Origin of the sequence: Zunongwangia profunda SM-A87 (assembly GCF_000023465.1) — a bacterium.
Lineage (GTDB): Bacteria > Bacteroidota > Bacteroidia > Flavobacteriales > Flavobacteriaceae > Zunongwangia > Zunongwangia profunda.
Genome location: NC_014041.1, coordinates 1,723,562 through 1,740,894, shown reverse-complemented (window position 1 = coordinate 1,740,894; position 17,333 = coordinate 1,723,562). Strand labels below are relative to the sequence as shown.

General features: G+C 35.8%; 15 protein-coding genes. 6 read left to right on the top strand and 9 right to left on the bottom strand.

What is annotated here, in order from left to right:
- Window positions 1–2: 2 nt before the first annotated feature.
- The 6 genes from ZPR_RS07670 to ZPR_RS07650 form a co-directional block, all read right to left on the bottom strand.
- Window positions 3–407, bottom strand: a complete 405-nt coding sequence (locus tag ZPR_RS07670; RefSeq protein ID WP_013071096.1) for a hypothetical protein — start codon at window positions 405–407, stop codon at window positions 3–5.
- Window positions 404–658, bottom strand: a complete 255-nt coding sequence (locus tag ZPR_RS07665) for a DUF4236 domain-containing protein (protein WP_041578775.1) — start codon at window positions 656–658, stop codon at window positions 404–406. The genes ZPR_RS07670 and ZPR_RS07665 overlap by 4 nt, the downstream gene beginning before the upstream one ends.
- A gap of 367 nt (window positions 659–1,025) precedes the next feature.
- Window positions 1,026–1,157 (bottom strand): hypothetical protein, encoded by a 132-nt coding sequence (locus ZPR_RS23850; RefSeq protein ID WP_013071095.1) that lies wholly within the window; start codon window positions 1,155–1,157, stop codon window positions 1,026–1,028.
- Window positions 1,158–1,251: 94 nt separating this feature from the next.
- Entirely contained in the window at window positions 1,252–1,911 is a 660-nt protein-coding gene (locus ZPR_RS07660; protein WP_013071094.1) for a helix-turn-helix domain-containing protein, read from the bottom strand.
- A complete protein-coding gene (locus ZPR_RS07655) occupies window positions 1,912–3,711 on the bottom strand; it encodes a tetratricopeptide repeat-containing sensor histidine kinase (RefSeq protein WP_187288266.1) in 1,800 nt (599 codons plus the stop codon).
- A 169-nt stretch (window positions 3,712–3,880) separates the two neighbouring features.
- Window positions 3,881–4,090, bottom strand: a complete 210-nt coding sequence (locus ZPR_RS07650; RefSeq protein WP_041578774.1) for a hypothetical protein — start codon at window positions 4,088–4,090, stop codon at window positions 3,881–3,883.
- Window positions 4,091–4,513: 423 nt separating this feature from the next.
- Between ZPR_RS07650 and ZPR_RS07645 the strand changes: the two genes are divergently transcribed.
- Window positions 4,514–5,170, top strand: coding sequence for a hypothetical protein (locus ZPR_RS07645; protein WP_013071091.1), 657 nt, complete (start codon window positions 4,514–4,516; stop codon window positions 5,168–5,170).
- 736 nt (window positions 5,171–5,906) lie between these two features.
- Here the strand turns inward: ZPR_RS07645 and ZPR_RS23365 are convergent.
- Window positions 5,907–6,053, bottom strand: coding sequence for a hypothetical protein (locus tag ZPR_RS23365; RefSeq protein ID WP_013071090.1), 147 nt, complete (start codon window positions 6,051–6,053; stop codon window positions 5,907–5,909).
- Between the two features lie 538 nt (window positions 6,054–6,591).
- Here ZPR_RS23365 and ZPR_RS07640 point away from each other — a divergent pair.
- The 5 genes from ZPR_RS07640 to ZPR_RS07620 all read left to right on the top strand — a co-directional run bounded on the left by ZPR_RS07640 (window position 6,592) and on the right by ZPR_RS07620 (window position 12,553).
- Complete coding sequence (locus ZPR_RS07640; RefSeq protein ID WP_148211685.1) at window positions 6,592–6,924, top strand: hypothetical protein; 333 nt, start codon at window positions 6,592–6,594, stop codon at window positions 6,922–6,924.
- Between the two features lie 2 nt (window positions 6,925–6,926).
- Window positions 6,927–7,208: a hypothetical protein gene (locus ZPR_RS07635; protein ID WP_013071087.1), complete on the top strand. Its 282-nt coding sequence runs from the start codon at window positions 6,927–6,929 to the stop codon at window positions 7,206–7,208.
- 9 nt (window positions 7,209–7,217) lie between these two features.
- The gene (locus ZPR_RS07630; protein ID WP_041578773.1) at window positions 7,218–8,801 is read left to right on the top strand and encodes a PepSY-associated TM helix domain-containing protein; all 1,584 of its coding nucleotides are present in this window, start codon (window positions 7,218–7,220) and stop codon (window positions 8,799–8,801) included.
- A 74-nt stretch (window positions 8,802–8,875) separates the two neighbouring features.
- Window positions 8,876–11,242 carry a TonB-dependent receptor gene (locus tag ZPR_RS07625; RefSeq protein ID WP_013071085.1) on the top strand — a complete coding sequence of 789 codons (2,367 nt, stop codon included), beginning with the start codon at window positions 8,876–8,878 and terminating at the stop codon, window positions 11,240–11,242.
- A 24-nt stretch (window positions 11,243–11,266) separates the two neighbouring features.
- Entirely contained in the window at window positions 11,267–12,553 is a 1,287-nt protein-coding gene (locus tag ZPR_RS07620) for a DUF4374 domain-containing protein (RefSeq protein WP_041579829.1), read from the top strand.
- 724 nt (window positions 12,554–13,277) lie between these two features.
- Here the strand turns inward: ZPR_RS07620 and ZPR_RS07615 are convergent.
- Complete coding sequence (locus ZPR_RS07615; RefSeq protein WP_013071083.1) at window positions 13,278–14,951, bottom strand: sulfatase family protein; 1,674 nt, start codon at window positions 14,949–14,951, stop codon at window positions 13,278–13,280.
- Window positions 14,952–14,981: 30 nt separating this feature from the next.
- The gene (locus tag ZPR_RS07610) at window positions 14,982–17,330 is read right to left on the bottom strand and encodes a beta-glucosidase family protein (protein WP_013071082.1); all 2,349 of its coding nucleotides are present in this window, start codon (window positions 17,328–17,330) and stop codon (window positions 14,982–14,984) included.
- Window positions 17,331–17,333 lie beyond the last annotated feature (3 nt).

Sequence of the window (17,333 nt, the reverse complement as noted above, 5' to 3'; positions counted from 1 at the left end):
AATTAAAGATTAAGGTTGGTTATAATTTCTTCTTTGGTAATATGCTGCTGTACACAATCCAATAAGTATTCACAGAGTTCATCAATATTTTCGTCCAGGAATTCAAACTTTTTACAGTATTTCTTCAGGGTATTACGCTCATCTTCTGTGATTACGCCGTCAGCAAGAATCATAAAAGCCAAATCATACAGGTATTCAATACGTGTTGTTACCTCCTTTGGAATACTAGACGTATGATCTACGGGATTTAAAAGCAAACGATCCAGTTCTTCTTTAGGAACGTTTCGTTCTTCCGCAAATTGATAGAGGGTTTTTAATTCCATCACGTCAAACTTGTCATCAGTTAGGGCCATTTGGTAAAGTCTTAAAAAATGGCTTTTAAGTTCAGTAGAAATAGTAGTGTTCATAGGCTTGATAGTTTATAAGTTAGAAAAGTGAGTATGCCAAAGCAAATAAGCATCTGAAGTAAGCAGCCTTTACCTTTAGCGGTTGAAAATGTTTTCCTGTAGGTTAGTCCAGGAATTCCTGTACGTACCGAAAAGCTTTTTGTACTTAATGTTCCACGTTTGGTGCGAATACTTGGGGAAATACCAGATTTGCTAATATTGATACCTACACCCTTTCCAAGATTAATTCGTTTATGTATTCTTAGTCCCATAATCTCATATGTATTGATAATAAAAAAACAATTATTGATTCGAAACCAGTCCCTTACCACAATAGATAAAGCTTAAGAAAGCCTTAATAGCACAAGTCAGTTAGTTAAGTGGTATTTGATAGTTGATTGTAGCCTACTTTTATACATAACAGTTACAGGTACAATTACTCCCTGGAAAACAAGCTATAGCAAAATATTGCGGTCAATCAGGAATCCCGAAGCAAACCCACGACGTATGAACCGGATAAGCTTTTTGTGGGTATTTTGTATCATAAAGTGAATTTTCCAGTAATCGTATAGAAATGATAGACCTATGGAAGCTTCGGTACAAAATCTTTGAAGATTTCTCTCATCCTCCTAAATTTTCTTAAGTTGAACTCATATAGATTGCACCACCCGTATTCTTTCGAAGACGGGTTACCGATTCTTTAAGGGATGCTGCTGCCATCCTGTGGCAGCAAATCGATAAAAAGCTGAAGGCTAATAATAATTGCATCATATTTAAGGTTTTAATAGGATAAAATTATAACTATTGATTATCAGAACCTTACGGATTACCGTAAGAAGCTACTTTCTTTATAATCAACTGGTCTTCAGATTAATTGTAATGAAAGTACAATACCTATTAATTGCGCATTGGTTTTGGCGCCAAATTCGTCTTTTAACTCCTTTATGCGTTTTTCAATAGCGCTTTTACTGCCGGGGCTTAAGCCTTTTTGCATAAATTCGGCGCAAATTTGATCCTGAGTATAACCCTCTGCCAGGCATCTTAATAATTGGATTTCATAGTTGGTAAGTTCTTTGATATTGGACTGGTTAAGCGCTGCTTCCAAAGTAGGAGATAAATAAAAATTTCCTTTGCTAACCTCATCAATCGCAATCTTAAGATATTCCATACCCTTACGTCCTTTACATACATAGCCATTGATGTACGGCTTAAGCTTTCGTATTCGTGAGGGGTGATCTTCCATAGAATGGATGATAATTTTTAAATCCGGTAACTCTTTGTTTAGAAGAATTGACAGTTCTTCCCCTGAAGTTATTTTTTCATTACGATGATCGGCTTTAAAAGATAAATCACAGATTAGTAAATCATAAGGCTCTTGATCGAGCGCTGCCCTTTTACATTTAAGATAAGCTTCGTCGCAGTAAGTAGCAACATCTATTTTAGGCTGCCCTATGGTTTTTAAAAAAGTGCTTAAAGATTTATATGTACTATCAAAATCTTCTACTATCAGGATCTTTTCAAACATTTAAAAAGGTATTATAAGTTCTACAGAGAAACCACCCTGGTTTCCCGTTTGAAATTTAAAAGAACCGCCAATACTTTCCATACGGTTTTCCACATTGTCCAATCCTTTACCTTTTTTTAAAGTATTAGGTTGTAATCCAACACCATTATCGTTATAATTGATTTGTAACTTAGCATTTTCGGTCTTAAAATTAAAACTGATAATACTTGCCTTACTGTGCTTTTTCATATTCACCATCAGTTCCTGAAGCACCCTGAAAATAGTGATTTTAGCTTCTTCACTTATTTTATCCCAGTTCACCTCCTGAATGCCTATTAAATAGATGTGTGCCGATTTTGGGGTCATTTGAGAAAGCATGTCCTGTACCTCTTTTGAATATTCCTGATTGGTCTTTACCGGTAAGTTTTCACGAGAAATATCACGTGTTCGAAAATAAATATCTTCTAATTTATCCAGCAATTCTAGTTTTTCCGGTGCATTAAGATTTTCAAGGGCGGTCATTAACCTATAGAGATCATTGGCCAGTTCATCATGAATACGTTTAGAAATCCTGGCTTCTGTTTTATGAATCTCACGAATACGTTTCTTTTTAGCCTTTTGGCGTATATAGTAAATAACAAATCCACTAGCTCCAATAATAAGGATTCCTAAAAAGATAGCGATATTTCGTTGATTGGAAGATTTTAATAAGGCGATTTGTTGCTGCGCCGATAATTTTTCAAGGCTATTGATTTGCTCCAGTTTTTGCTCTTCATCATATTTTATTTTGGCAAATACATTTTTGGCGTTACTACGGGCATCAATCAAGCTATCATCTAACTGAATAAATCTTAACGAATAATTTTGTGCATTCTCTGCAGGAGCCAAAGCAATCATGTATTTTAAAGCACGAATCTGATCTGTTGGATTATTGGTCGCCTTAGCTTGCTCGTAATATTTTTCGGCATAATTCAAGGCTTTGATGGGCTGCTCTTTTTGATATACCTGGGTCAAATGATCATAACTGGCCATCAAGCCTATTTGATCATTATTTTTTAACCGCTGCAACAATACGAATTCTAAACTATCTATACTTGCTGGTTGTTGATCATTAAGCCATTGGGTAAAATAATAATTGTCTTTTATACGATATCCTAAAAAGTTATTATCAGTTTGAGGAAGGACATTTTCAAAAATGGATAAAGCCTTATCATATTCTTCTAAATCAGCATATAGATTTGCGATATTATTTAAAACAGAATTGCTATCCACTCTATTCTTTGAATAAACCAAGGCATTTTTATATTCATCTATAGCTTCTTCAAGATCATTCAATTGCCGATAAGATATCGCGAGATTATTATATATACTTAGAAAATAAGTAGAATCAGAAAAATTATCGAATAATTGCAGTGCTTTTACCTGACTATTCTGACTTCCTATAAAATCACCTAATCTTCTTTGAGCAATACCTAATTCGACTAAGCGCTTACCGGCATTGATACTGTCCATACCATATAAGTAAAACTGTTGTGACAAATACATTTTCTTTAATACCTCGAAATGATCATCTTGATATAAATGATTTTTAGCCAATCTATAATATCCTTTGGCTATTTGAAGCGTATCTTTTTCCCTTATTCCATTTTGAAGGAGTTTGTCAGCATAATAAAACGAAGTATCATATTCTTTTAAAATATCATGATAATAGATTTTATAATCCCATAAAATCGGTTGAAGAGTATCGTATTCATCCTGAAGGTGTTGAAGAGCATTATTTAAAAAAGTAACTTTATCGGGAACTTTATCAACTAATTTCACTTTAGAAAAATAGAAATAAGCAGAGTCGGTTCCAGTACTTTTTCTAAGGCTATTCTTTTTATCACAACAGGTCAAAGTAATAAATAATATAAAAAAAATTACAGGATAAAAGTTTTTCATTCTTAAAAATAAAAAACGCCGCATAAAATGCAGCGCTTTTTGTGGAAAATTAATTACTTCCTGGCGGATCTGCTGGCGGATCTATTTCTTGATCTTCTCCACCATTGGCTCCTCCGGTTCCTTCATTACCCGTACCGCCTTCACTACCATCGGCATAGGTATCATTAAACTCATTGATATCGGCTAAACTATCATCGGTACAGGCAATAAATGCCATGTTTGCACCTAATATGCATAAAAATAAAATTGCTTTTTTCATCACTTTGTTGTTAAAAATTTGACATAGGATGTCCTGGAGGCTAAAGCCCCGCTTTACGACAATCCGTAATTGGAATAGGCTTTTGAGGCCTATATTTGGGAAGTGGAAAGCAGTACGACCGCGAGAAGTTACTTCCCGGTGACTTTCACAAGCCGTATTGAACTTTCTATAATCGAAAGCTGCGCGGTACCAGGATTGCAAAGCCCGGTTCTCTTTCGATTACAGCACAAAGATGTGATGAGAAGCAGCAAAAAATTGAGACAGATCCAGGACAAAACCAGACAAAACAGGACAAAATCTGGACAGTAAAAAGACAGGTCGGTGGGACAAAAATGTCTCAGTTAAAAAGCAATGATTTGAGTCTGATTTTTAGGTTTTTACGAGGAAAATTATAATTTTGAATAACCACTAAAAAAGTATCTTATGGAACAATTTTTACAAGAAATTTTTAAAAAAGCTAAAGAGGAATCTGGAGAAGAAAGTTTGAGAAAGTGGGCCGAACATATTTCGGATTATTTGATGGAAGAAAATAGGTTTCAAATCTCAGGTAAAACTTTGGAACGCTATTATAATGGAGAAACAACTCCCAACGGAGAGAAGAAAAACCAACTGGCTACTTATATTGGTTATACATCCTACCAGGATTATTTAATCACCCAACACAAAGAAGATCAGACTGAGGAAGTGGAAAGCCCCATATCCTTAAAAGTGAAAAACAAAAAGAAAGTCCTCACCACTCTATTAGTCATCTTCCCTGTTCTTTTTGGGATTGGTTATTTGGGCTTTTCAACCGGTCGGGAAAAATGTATGGTTTGGATGGAAGACCACTTTGAGGTCTCTACATGTAGTGGAGAACCTTCAGAGGAAGAATGGAATGAATATCGTTTTGAAAACTTTAGAGAAGTAGAAGTAAATCCTGATACAGAATTCTTTGCTCCAAACGGAAAGCCAAAAATATGGTACGATAAAGAAAATAACGTGCTGACCTATTATACAGCACCAGGCATCAATCCGGAAACAGAACAAACAGTAAAACAAATTACCCCATATATCATCCAAACCCACGTGATGAATAAGTAAGGAGAATTAGTAGTTCTATCAAGGTAAAATTTTAAATTTTGAAGAGCTGTAGATTCTATATTGCATACTGAAAACAGACTTCTCAATACAACAACTTTTGAACCTTCAACCTTTCAACTTTGAACTTTGAACGCTACCGTCATCTCGACCATTCCGATAGCTATCGGAAGAGAGATCTTTTTTAATTTAGAAGTTAGAAATTAGACCGCTTTGCTGTTAGAAACTAGCTGATTTGACAATGTGTTCATTGGCAATTTGAAAATGAATTAATGTGCTGGTTGTAATGTCAGGAAGCAGGAATTGTTTAATTTTTAATTTTGAATTGGCTGAAAGCTGTATGCTGATAAATACCGGTATATTGTATAATGTCTACTGTAATTTGAAAATTTTAAACTTTGAACATTAAAACCTTGAAATTCAAATACTAATCTTCAAAACCGCATATTTTTCGGCCTGATTTTTTCGCACTATCCAAAGTAGTTTTATAAATGGCCGTAGAACAGTTGCTAAGTCCCCTGCAATTCTTATTATAGTGATACTTTTTACTATATTTTCCTTTACAGAGATAAACCGTAGTTTCTGTCTCTTCAGCGCAGGATGACAGTGCACTAAAGGAGGTAATTGCTATAAGTAGGACGCATAACACTGAAAGTTGTAAAATATTTTTCATTGCAAAGTTTTAAAATCTGGCAGATAATAAATTAACTGCCAGATGATTTCATAAATGATTGTGATGCTAATGACATCCATTTTTAGTACATGTGATCTTCTCTGAGGTATTAGACCAGTGATTTGAATGTTCTTTGGTATCCGTCCCACATCCAGTGATCCCTCCTTTTTGACCAATGTGTACAATTCCGGTTGGTGTATGTTTTACCGCCATAATAAAATGATTTTATTTATTATAAAAAGTTACAACAAACAACGAGTACAGCCTTACGGTTTGCCGTAAATGACAAGAGAATAAGCCAAAAAGCTTATCATATAGAGAAGCCTTTTATTACAAAAGATTCCAATCAATCCGGATAGATCTGGACTAGAACTTTTAATACCCTTGGATAACAAGGAATTCCCATTTTTAATATTTAAAAATATTCACTGGTCAGCGAACACGTATCACAGCTAATTATTTATACTAAAGTCAGGAAGTCTTACGAAACTGATGGAAATTTTCGTAATACCTTTCTCCAGGATTTTGATTTTTAGATTATTCAGCCAGCTTTTCATAAAGCACAGCGATACAAAAACGCTTTAAAAAATAGTAGTGAAAATTAATATTGAACGAAGCAATTAAAAACAATAGAAACCATCAACTATCTATTCTTAAAGATCTTAAATAATAAAAATAAAATTATTTAATTTTATTTTTATTAAATCTAAATTAATACATTTGCTCTTAATAAACCGAAAACCTAAGTAAAATGAACACCCTAATCATATTATTCATGCTTGCAGGTGTATTAGTTTGTTACTATTCCTCCCAAAGAGCGATGATTATGGAAAACAATAATTTGGTAGAATGGATTTCTTTAAACCGCAAACTAGCCCGCATTATCGGAGGATCATTCATTTTACTTTCCATAATTATTGCCATAATAAATATGGGCACTGGAAGTGGAATTTTTGGTGGCCTGGTCATCTTAATGAGTATACTAAGCGTGGTCGTATTAACAGCTCCACTTCAGTTTTTTAAATGGCCAGTATTGGTCACTTTACTTTTTATCTCTTTCATCGTGGAATTTTTTATTTTTTAATCATGCCAGCTAATAAAAAACATCTTACAAAATCCCCATTCCATCGTATTTTAAAGATCGTAACCGGTTTTGCAGGAGGTTATGTTATAACCGAGTTATTTTTTATGATCCTGGTTAAATGTATTAATGAACCGGCTGCTCTAGTTAGTCTCCAGTTTGCCGGTTTTATCCTTTGGGCATGCCTGATGATCCTGGCATTTATTCCTAAAAGCGGATTAAAATGTTTAGGAATCTATTTGTTAAGCAGTATTGTTCTACTCAGCGTTTTTATTCTCATCCCATAAAGTTTTTTTATGTCACAACGTTTATATAATATATTCTTCCACACTCATACCATCAGTGGAATCATCATCAGTGCGCTATTGTATGTAATTTTCTTTACCGGTTCTATTGCCTTTTTAAGGGATGAGATCAATGCCTGGCAACGAGATCAACCTATTAAGGAAAATTATTTTAATACTATCGATTTTGACCAGGCTCTGAACAACATGGCCGAAGATCAGGAATTATACGGAAGAGATATCACCTTTTCTCACCGCTATTTTGAACGCCGGGTGACCACAACATTCACAGCATCCAAAGATACCAGTATTGTTGATGAAACCCTGGGAAGAGGCGGGAATTACTTTTATATGGATATGGATTCCTTTGATAAAAAGGATTACATGGAAAATTACTCGCTGGGCGAGTTCTTTTACCGTCTGCACTTCTTTGCCCAATTAAATTTCTTTGGAAGATCAGGATATTTACTGGCTGGACTAGTAGCTTTCTTTTTCCTTTTCGCCGTCATAACAGGAGTTATCGTCCACTGGAAAAAAATTGTTTCAAGCTTTTATGTCTTTCGCCCAAAAGCCAAATGGAAAACGATATGGACAGATGCCCATGTCGCTCTTGGAATGATCGGTCTTCCCTATCAATTTATGTTTGCTGTCACCGGCTGCTATCTTATTATAGGCTATACGGTTATGCTCCCTCCGGTTCAAGAATATATATTTGAAAATCGACCCGAACATATCGAGGAAATACTGAGTTTGAAAGAACCGGTTAATATAGATTTTCAGGGAGAACGTCTTCAAAACCAGGCATCAATCAACCAGATGGTTAATAATACGCTTGAAAAATGGCCTGACCTAATAATAGATGAGTTAAACATTAGTAATTATGGGGATAAAGGGATGTATGTAAGCATTACGGGCTCCCCCGGTTTTGACCACTCCCTGGGAAATAAAGCCTATAGAACCTATTTGGCAGACGGATCGGTTATAGCCGAAAAATCAATCGACCAACCCAGCGGTTATGCTGCCGGTGCATTTAATATATTAAGAAGACTGCATTATGGTGATTTTGGGGGATACGGACTTAAACTTGTTTATCTTGTTCTGGGCTTTATTACCTGCTTCGTCATTTTATCAGGTGTACATATCTGGCTTGTTGCACGGAACAAAAAGAATATCTCACCTTACAAACGGAAATTTAATTTTTGGCTGGTACAGGTCTATACTGCCTCCTGTCTGTCCTTATTCCCGGTTACGGCACTCAGTTTTGTTGTTATGAAATTAACCCATCAAATGGGTGGACGGGAAGTACTTTATCCTGTGTTCTTTTATAGTTGGCTTGCCCTGGTGATCTTCTTTCTAGTTCGCAGAAATAATTACTTTACGAATAAAACCTGTCTTTTAATAGGAGGATTACTAAGCCTACTTGTACCTGTGAGTAACGGGATTATTACCGGAAACTGGTTATGGATCGCGGCAGGCAAAGGTTATCATCAAATTATGGTTGTTGATATTTTTTGGTTACTCACTGCTTTAACAAGTTTTGCGGTTCTTCTAAAAATGAAAAAACGCTCTATTGCTCCCACAACGATTTTAACCTAATTTATTCAATACCTTATTTGATAACCACAGTTTTTTTTAATTAATTATTTATAATTAGTCTTAATAAAAATTAAATGAATAAAAAATATTTTCTTATCATCTTTTTTAACCTTATATCAATATGGGTTATTCCTGTACTTGCTCAACAATATCAGAATGGGGTTTATGGAACCATTACTGATCAAGATGGTAATCCGGTTGCCGGAGCCACTATTTCCCTAGCCGGTACTAAAACTGGAGTAATCAGTGATCTTACTGGAGCCTATCATTTAAAAACAAACCTTATCGGATCGCAAGAAATAAAAGTCAGTTTTATTGGATTTAAAACTTATACCGAAACCATAATTTTGGAAGCTACAAGTAGTTATCAACTTAACATAGCCCTGGAAACGGGCTATAATCTCAGCGAAGTGATGATTATTGGCAAAAATAAAATTCAGGAGATAGAAGCATTGGCTTACAATGTAGATGTGATAGATGCTACTAAATTGAAAAACAGCACGCTGGATGTTGCTCATGCCCTGGACAGAGCTTCAGGAATTCGAATGCGCGAGAGTGGAGGTGTTGGATCAAGAATGAGCCTATCCATGAATGGTTTTCGGGGTAATCAGGTTAAAATTTTTATTGATGGTATTCCTATGGATAATTTCGGAAGTGCTTTTCAACTCAATAATATTCCTATAAACCTTGCTGAGCGTATAGAAATTTATAAAGGTGTAGTTCCTGTTGGTTTAGGAGCCGATGCTTTGGGAGGTGCGATTAATATCATCACCAATACTTATGAGAAAGACCGATTAGATCTTTCTTATTCCTACGGATCATTTAATACACATCGCACCAATGTCGACATGACTAAAGTCTTTAAAAATGATATTATCGTAAACATCAATGCATTTCAAAACTATTCCGATAATGATTATAAAGTCAATGTTGATGTGGCAGATGTGAATACCGGAGCTTATAGCCGTAACCAGGAAGTACGACGATTCCATGACCAGTATCATAATGAGACTTTTATAGGAAGCTTTGGAGTGATCAATAAATCCTACGCAGATCGCCTTCTTTTTGGCATCACTCTGGGGCAGGTATACAACGAAATTCAAACCGCACAACGGCTGGTACGGGTTTTTGGTCAACGCCATTCAAGAAGCAACATTATCATGCCTACTTTAAAGTACCAAAAAAAGGATCTTTTTGTTGACGGTTTCGATGCCTCTATCAATGCTAATTACAATCTGGGAAAAGAACAGGTAATTGATACAGTTAATCGCAGATATGACTGGTATGGTCACCACAAAGAACTGGGTAATGGAAATCCCGGCGGGGAGCAATCCTATACGCATTCGAGATTTCAAAATAATAACGGACTGGTAAATGCATCATTTAATTATAAAATAGATGAGCATCAAAAGTTATCTCTTAGTAATGTTTTTACCAGTTTCGACAGGAAACAGGAAAACCTGCTTAACCCTGAAGAGAATAATTATAACCCGCCAAGAAAATCATTTAAAAATGTTCTTGGTATTGGCTATCAAATAGAACAAAAAGACTGGAGTACCACCCTATTCGCAAAAAATTATAATCAGGTTAATAACTTCATCCAATCCTATAGAGAATCCGGAAGCAATGATCCTATAGAAATTGAGCGATATAACCAACTTAATAATTTTGGCTGGGGGATCGCTGGGACCTATTTTATTGATGATCGACTTCAATTAAAGGCATCCTACGAGAAGAGTTACCGATTGCCTACAGGTAATGAACTTTTTGGAGATGGGAACATCACCCTGGAAGGAAATACAGATTTAAAACCGGAAAGCAGTCACAATTATAACTTCGGGATTGCCTATTCGTTTATACTTAGTCATGATCATCGTTTCCACTTTGATGGCACCTTATTTTATAGAGATGCTAAAGATTTTATACGTCCAAGGTTGAATACCAATCAGGTATTACAAACCATGGAAAATCTTCAGGATGTCACCAATTTAGGAGGTGAATTACAAATCAATTACACCCATAAAAACTTTCTTGCAGGAATGAACCTTACCTACGAGAATTTAAGAAATAACACCAAGTATGTGGAAGGAACAGAAAGCCTGGTGTATCGTGACCGCATTCCCAACATGCCCTATTTCTACGGAAACGGAAATCTTACTTACAATTTCAGCAATATAATGAATACTGGGAACCAATTGAGCCTGGGTTATAACCTGTTGTATGTGCATGCTTTCTATCGTTATTGGCCCTCTCTTGGAAACGGCGACTCTAAGTATGGCATCCCTGAGCAATGGTCGCATGACCTTACCGCAACCTATATGATGGATCATTTTAGTTTTACACTGGAAATTCGAAATATTCTAGATAAAAACCTCTATGACAATTTTAGTTTACAAAAACCGGGAAGAAGCTTCACCGGAAAAATCAGCTATACCTTTTAATCAATTTTAAATCAATATATGACCATGAGACAAGTAAAAAGTTATTTTTTAATCTTCTTATTTTCAACTGCAATTTTTAGTTGTAGCGACGATGATACCCCTATAAATACAGATAAGGATTCTGAAGAAAACCCTGATCAGGGTGCTGGTGAAAATCCAGAAGATCCTTCACAGATAGAATCCAGATATGTGGTAGCTGCAACTCCAAATGCCCTGGAGGGAGTAGCCGACTACCTGTTGGCCTTAGAAAGTCTGAACTCTGGAGAAATCAGCTTAGTAGGTAATGGAGTTGAACAAGACGGAACCTATCGATATTATATTAGAAATAATAATAAGTTCTTTAGCTTATTATACGGGCAAGGAAATCCTGGGGCGGTAACCACCTACCAGTTAAACGCTATGGGGAAACTTGATATGATTTCCGATTTCCAGGCAGAGACGGTGCAGTCCTTTACCAATATGGATGATGAAATCCTTATGACCAAAATTTCAAGAAATAGTACTAATCCATTCGCCAGTTGGTACCGTCTGGATACGGAAACTTCACAGCTGGTGGGTGAAGGACAAATAAATACGCAAAATATTATCGATAACGATGAATTGGCCTTTTTTACCTGGATGACCCAGGTTGGTGACCAGGTATATGCGCCATTTATGAGTGTAAAAGCTTGTTGTAATGATATGTTCGGTACGGATCATCCGGATGAGGCATGGATTGCAGTATATTCCTACCCTGAAATGGAATTGCAAACTGTTATTGAAGATGATAGAACCAGCTTTATTGGCCGTTATTTTACAAGTGGCTTAGGAGTTGTTGAAAATGGTGACATCTATGCTTTTTCATCTGCGGTAGCCACCACTAACGGAGAAGCAAGTTCAACAAAGCCATCTGCTATTACAAGAATTAAGGCTGGAGAAGAAGTATTTGACCAATCTTATTTCTTTAATCTGGAAGAAGCTTCTAATGGATATTATATGACTGAACAGACCTATGTAGGAAATGGAGTGTTTGTATTGAATATGAGCCCTGTTGCCACTAAAGGAGCATATACAACAGGAAAACGATTGGCCATTGTTAACGTCTATGATAAAAATCTTATCTGGGTGGAAGGAATGCCAGCTGAATCTGATATTACAAATATTACCAGCCAAAATAACTATGTGGAAGATGATATCGTTCATATTGGGGTTACTACGGAAGCAGGAAGTTATATTTATCAGATAGATGCTACCACTGCTATGGCGACCAGGGGCATAGAGGTTAAAGGAGGAACCATTACTGCGATAAGCAAATTAGATATTAAAGAGTAATTGCTTTTTCACCTCTTTAAATTAATCTAAAATATGGAGAATAATTTTCTCCATATTTTAGATTAAACTATTATAATAAGCACTATAGTCTGCAATATGGCATAACTTATGACAGGTTATTCCAGTACCTGTATGACTACTATAGTTTTTAATACCTTTCAAAAAAATAAACTCTAATACCTTAATAATTTAATTACTTTTTAATAAGCTTAAAGCGATAATTTATAATTTAGAACTTATACTTTAGTATGGACAAAAAATAGTTATTAATCATGCATGAGTTGCAAGCTGCCGACTTTTATATCCTCACGTTTCTATTATTTATTCTATTTATCATAGGAACGATAGTTGTAGACCTGAATGGATTTACACAAATAATTAAAAAGATCTGGAGGAAATTTTTTAAATCCAGGAATACATCAGAATAAGTTTTTGTTTTTCGAAAACTAAAAAATAATCACGCCTTTTGCTCCCTGTCTTCTCTCCTATCCCATAGTGAAATTATCTGCCCAATAGTATTGACAAACACATTTTGAATATTTCATCTTTAGTATGCTGAAATTTTTTATAAAATTTCAGATCTCAATATCCGTGGTATAAACTATAATTCCCCTGAAGGTACCCCAGAGGAATTAAAGTATTACTTCATATAGCTTAGTCTACCTTTATTTAAAAAGATATAAGCAAAAACCTGTAATTTTACTTTTTATAATTTAAGGAATATTTATTTCTTATTTTTTGAATATCGCTGAAATAATCTCTGTCTTTCTTCAGGGGATAATTTCCAATATTCAATTAGAGGATTTTTTTTCACCTTTTCTTTATATTCTTCGATAAACTTTTGGTTTAAGCTATCGTTGTCTTTATACTTTACGCGTAATTCTTCGAGCTTTTTATGAAGTTCTTTTTGAACTTCTGCATATTCCGAATCACCATAAACGTTATTCATCTCACTAGGATCTTTCTCCAGATCATACAATTCCCAAACATCCATATCATAATAAAAATGAATTAATTTGTACTTATCTGTAGTAATTCCATAATGACGTCTTACATCGTGTTCAGAAGGATGCTCGTAATAGTGATAATAATGTGCTTCTCTCCAGTCTTCAGGAGTATTCCCTTCTAAAACAGGTACTAAACTTCTTCCTTGCATATCATCAGGAATATTGGCTTCTGCTAAATCCAGAAAAGTTTCGGCAAAATCAAGATTCGAAACCAGATCGTTATTTTCTACACCTGCTTTTATTACTCCAGGCCATTTAACCAATAATGGAGTTCTTAATGATTCTTTATACATCCATCGTTTATCAAACCAGCCGTGTTCTCCTAGATAGAATCCTTGATCTGAAGTGTAAATCACAATCGTATTTTCATCTAAACCAGCTTCTTTTAAGTAATCTAAAACCTGACCAACACCTTTATCTACGCCGGCTACAGATGCTAAGTAATCTCGCATATAACGCTGATATTTATATCGGGTGAGCTCATCTCCTTTAAGGTTTGCTTTCTTAAACTCTTCGTTAATAGGACCATATATTGAATCCCACATTTTTTGCTGAGCTTCGTTAAAACCAGTTTGTGGCTTATCGGTTATTTTAATATCCTGCCCCATTTTCATCGCATCAGCGATAGACATATAATTTAAAGATGCTACTTTTCTATTGCCTGAGTAATCATCAAACAAGGTCTCAGGCTCAGGAATTTCTACACCTTCGTACATCCCCAATTCTTCTGGACCAGGTTGCCAAGGTCTGTGCGGAGATTTATGCCCCAAGAACAGCATAAAAGGTTGGTCATCCGATTTTACGGAATCTATCCAGCTAATAGCTTTTTCGGTGATAATATCTGTAGCATAGCCTTCTAATTGGTATTGCCCTTCTTTATTTACAAAAAGGGGATTATAGTAAGAACCTTGCCCAGGTAAAATATCGATATAATCAAAACCTTTGGTTGGGGTTTGCCCTAAATGTAGTTTACCTAAAACCCCAGTTTTATAGCCAGCTTCCTGCAACAACTCTCCAAAAGTTTGTTGAGTAAAGTCAAATTTACTACCTATCGTATTATCCACAAACCCATTTTCGTGACCGTATTTTCCAGTCATTATAGTGGCTCTTGAAGGTCCGCAAATGGAATTTGTGACCAAGGCGTGATTAAACAACATCCCATCATCAGCTATTCTATCTATATTAGGTGTGGGTGCTACTTCTGCCAATCTTCCGCCATATGCACTAATGGCCTGATAAGCGTGATCATCACTAATAATGAAGACAATATTTGGTCTTTTCTTTGTTTCTTTTTGTTGAATTTCCTGCTGACTTTCTTCTTTGTTCTCTTTACAAGAAGCAACCGCTAGAAAAATTGCAATTACATAAAAAACATTTTTTATGAGTTTCATAAATAATTTTATTTAAATGAATAACTTATCTTAATTCTTCAGAGTTTCCATATCTACATCAAGATCAAAAGTGTTATTTACTTTCTCTACGGTGATGTCGTTAGCTAAATTGAAATTTTTAGCAGTTTTAATGTCTAAAGAAGAGGCACCAATTTTTACGGTATAGGTTCCTTTTTCAGCAATCCAGGCACTTTTAGCATCTACAAAAGAAGCTAAATCTTTTGCCTTTAAAGTGAATGTTAACTTCTGAGATTTTCCGGGTTGGAGCAATTTAGTTTTTCCAAAAGCTCGTAATTCTTCTAAAGGTTTATCAAGCATTTTTGAAGGCGCAGAAACATATACCTGAACTACTTCTTTCCCAGCAACATTTCCCGTATTGGTAACTTTTACTGAAACTTTGATCTCATCTTTAAAATTGTTATTGCTGAATGCTATATCTGAATACTCAAACGTGGTATACGACTCACCAAAACCAAATTCATAAGAGGGTTTTACATTAAAAGTATTGAAATAACGATAACCAACATAAATGCCTTCTTTGTAAAATACCTCTTTAGGATCGTTAGCAGGAACTCCTGGGAAGTTAGCTGCAGAAGGCTCGTTGTTATAATCCATTGGAAAAGTCATTGTTAATTTTCCGGAAGGATTTTTAACCCCAGAAATTACATCGGCAACAGAATTTCCTCCTTCTTGCCCAGGTTGCCAAGCTAATAAAACGGCATCAACTTTATCTTTCCAGCTGGCGGTTTCAATAACGCCACCAATATTTAAAATCACAATCACTTTTTTACCTTCAGCATGAAAGGCATCACTAACGGTATTGATCATTTTTATTTCATCCTGACCTAAATAGAAATCATTGTTTATTTTTCTATCGTGTTGCTCACCGGCATTTCTACCTATGGTAATTACGGCAACTTCAGAAGATGCTGCTTTTTCAGTTACCATTTCTTTTGCCAGCGGCATCTCTGGAATACGTTGTACAGCGGCCAATAACCCTTCTGCTGCACGACGTTTCATTTCCTTTTCGGTAGCTGCTTTTACAAAAGGAACGTAGGTTTTTTCTAAATCCTGATCGATGCTATACCCAGCATTTTTTAATCCTTCCAATAACGAAACGGTATAGGCTTCGTTTACATCACCACTTCCTGTTCCTCCGGCAATAAAATCGTAGGAAGTATTTCCAAAAAGAGCAACGGCACCTGATTTATTGGTATAAGGCAAAGTTTTTTCTTCATTTTTCAACAACACCATTCCTTCAGTAGCGGCATTACGCGTTACTTCAGCGTGTGCTTTTAAGTCTGGATTATCGCTATACTTATAGTTTTCTACCGTTGGCGTTTTTAAAATATAATTTAAAATATGACGCAGGTTTCTATCTATAGCCGCCTCATCTACCTTACCTTCTTTAATAGCTTTTAGTAAAGCCTCTTTTTGGGCTTTTGTTCCCGGCATCAATAAATCGTTACCAGCTTCCATTTGCGCTATAACATCGCTTACATTACCTTTCTCATTAATAGCAGCGAAACCCGGATACCCGCCAAACCAATCGGTCATCACCATTCCTTTATAGCCCCACTCATCTCTTAACACCTTGATTAACAAATCTTCATTAGCGGAAGCATACGTCCCATCAATTTTATTATAAGCAGTCATCACTGTCCACGGATTGGCTTCTTTTATGGCAATTTCGAAACCACGTAAGTAAATTTCCCGCATCGCACGCTCGCTAATATGGGCGTTAACCGATAAACGATTAGTTTCTTGATTATTTGCTGCAAAATGTTTTACGGAAGTACCTACATCGTGTGACTGGATTCCTTTGATATAAGCAGAAGCTATTTTACCGGAAACTAGAGGATCTTCAGAATAATATTCAAAGTTTCTTCCGTTTAATGGATTTCTATGAATGTTCAACGCAGGAGCCAATAATACATCTACACCATACTCTTTTACTTCTTCTCCCATCGCTTTTCCCACTTCTTCAATTAAATCGGTATTCCAAGAAGAGGCTAACGCAGTTCCTACAGGAAATGCAGTGGCATAATAGGTATTAGGATTGTTTTGTCTTTTTGGCTGAATTCTTAGTCCGGCAGGACCATCTGCAAAAACGGTCTTAGGAATCCCTAAACGCTTCACTTCTTCATTTCCTCCGGCTTGCCCTAAAACACGTACGTCAGGCTCTCCCTCTAAAGGGACCAAACCTGCATAACCAGGCATCCCGGGCCCCACTAATAATTCTACCTTTTCTTCCGGCGTCATTGCCTGGATTACTTCATCTATAGAAGCTTTTCCTAACTGAGGCGCTTTTTGAGCATTTGCCAGCTGTAAAGAGCCTAATACTACAAAAGCTAAAAGCTTTAGTTTGTTCATTTTCATATA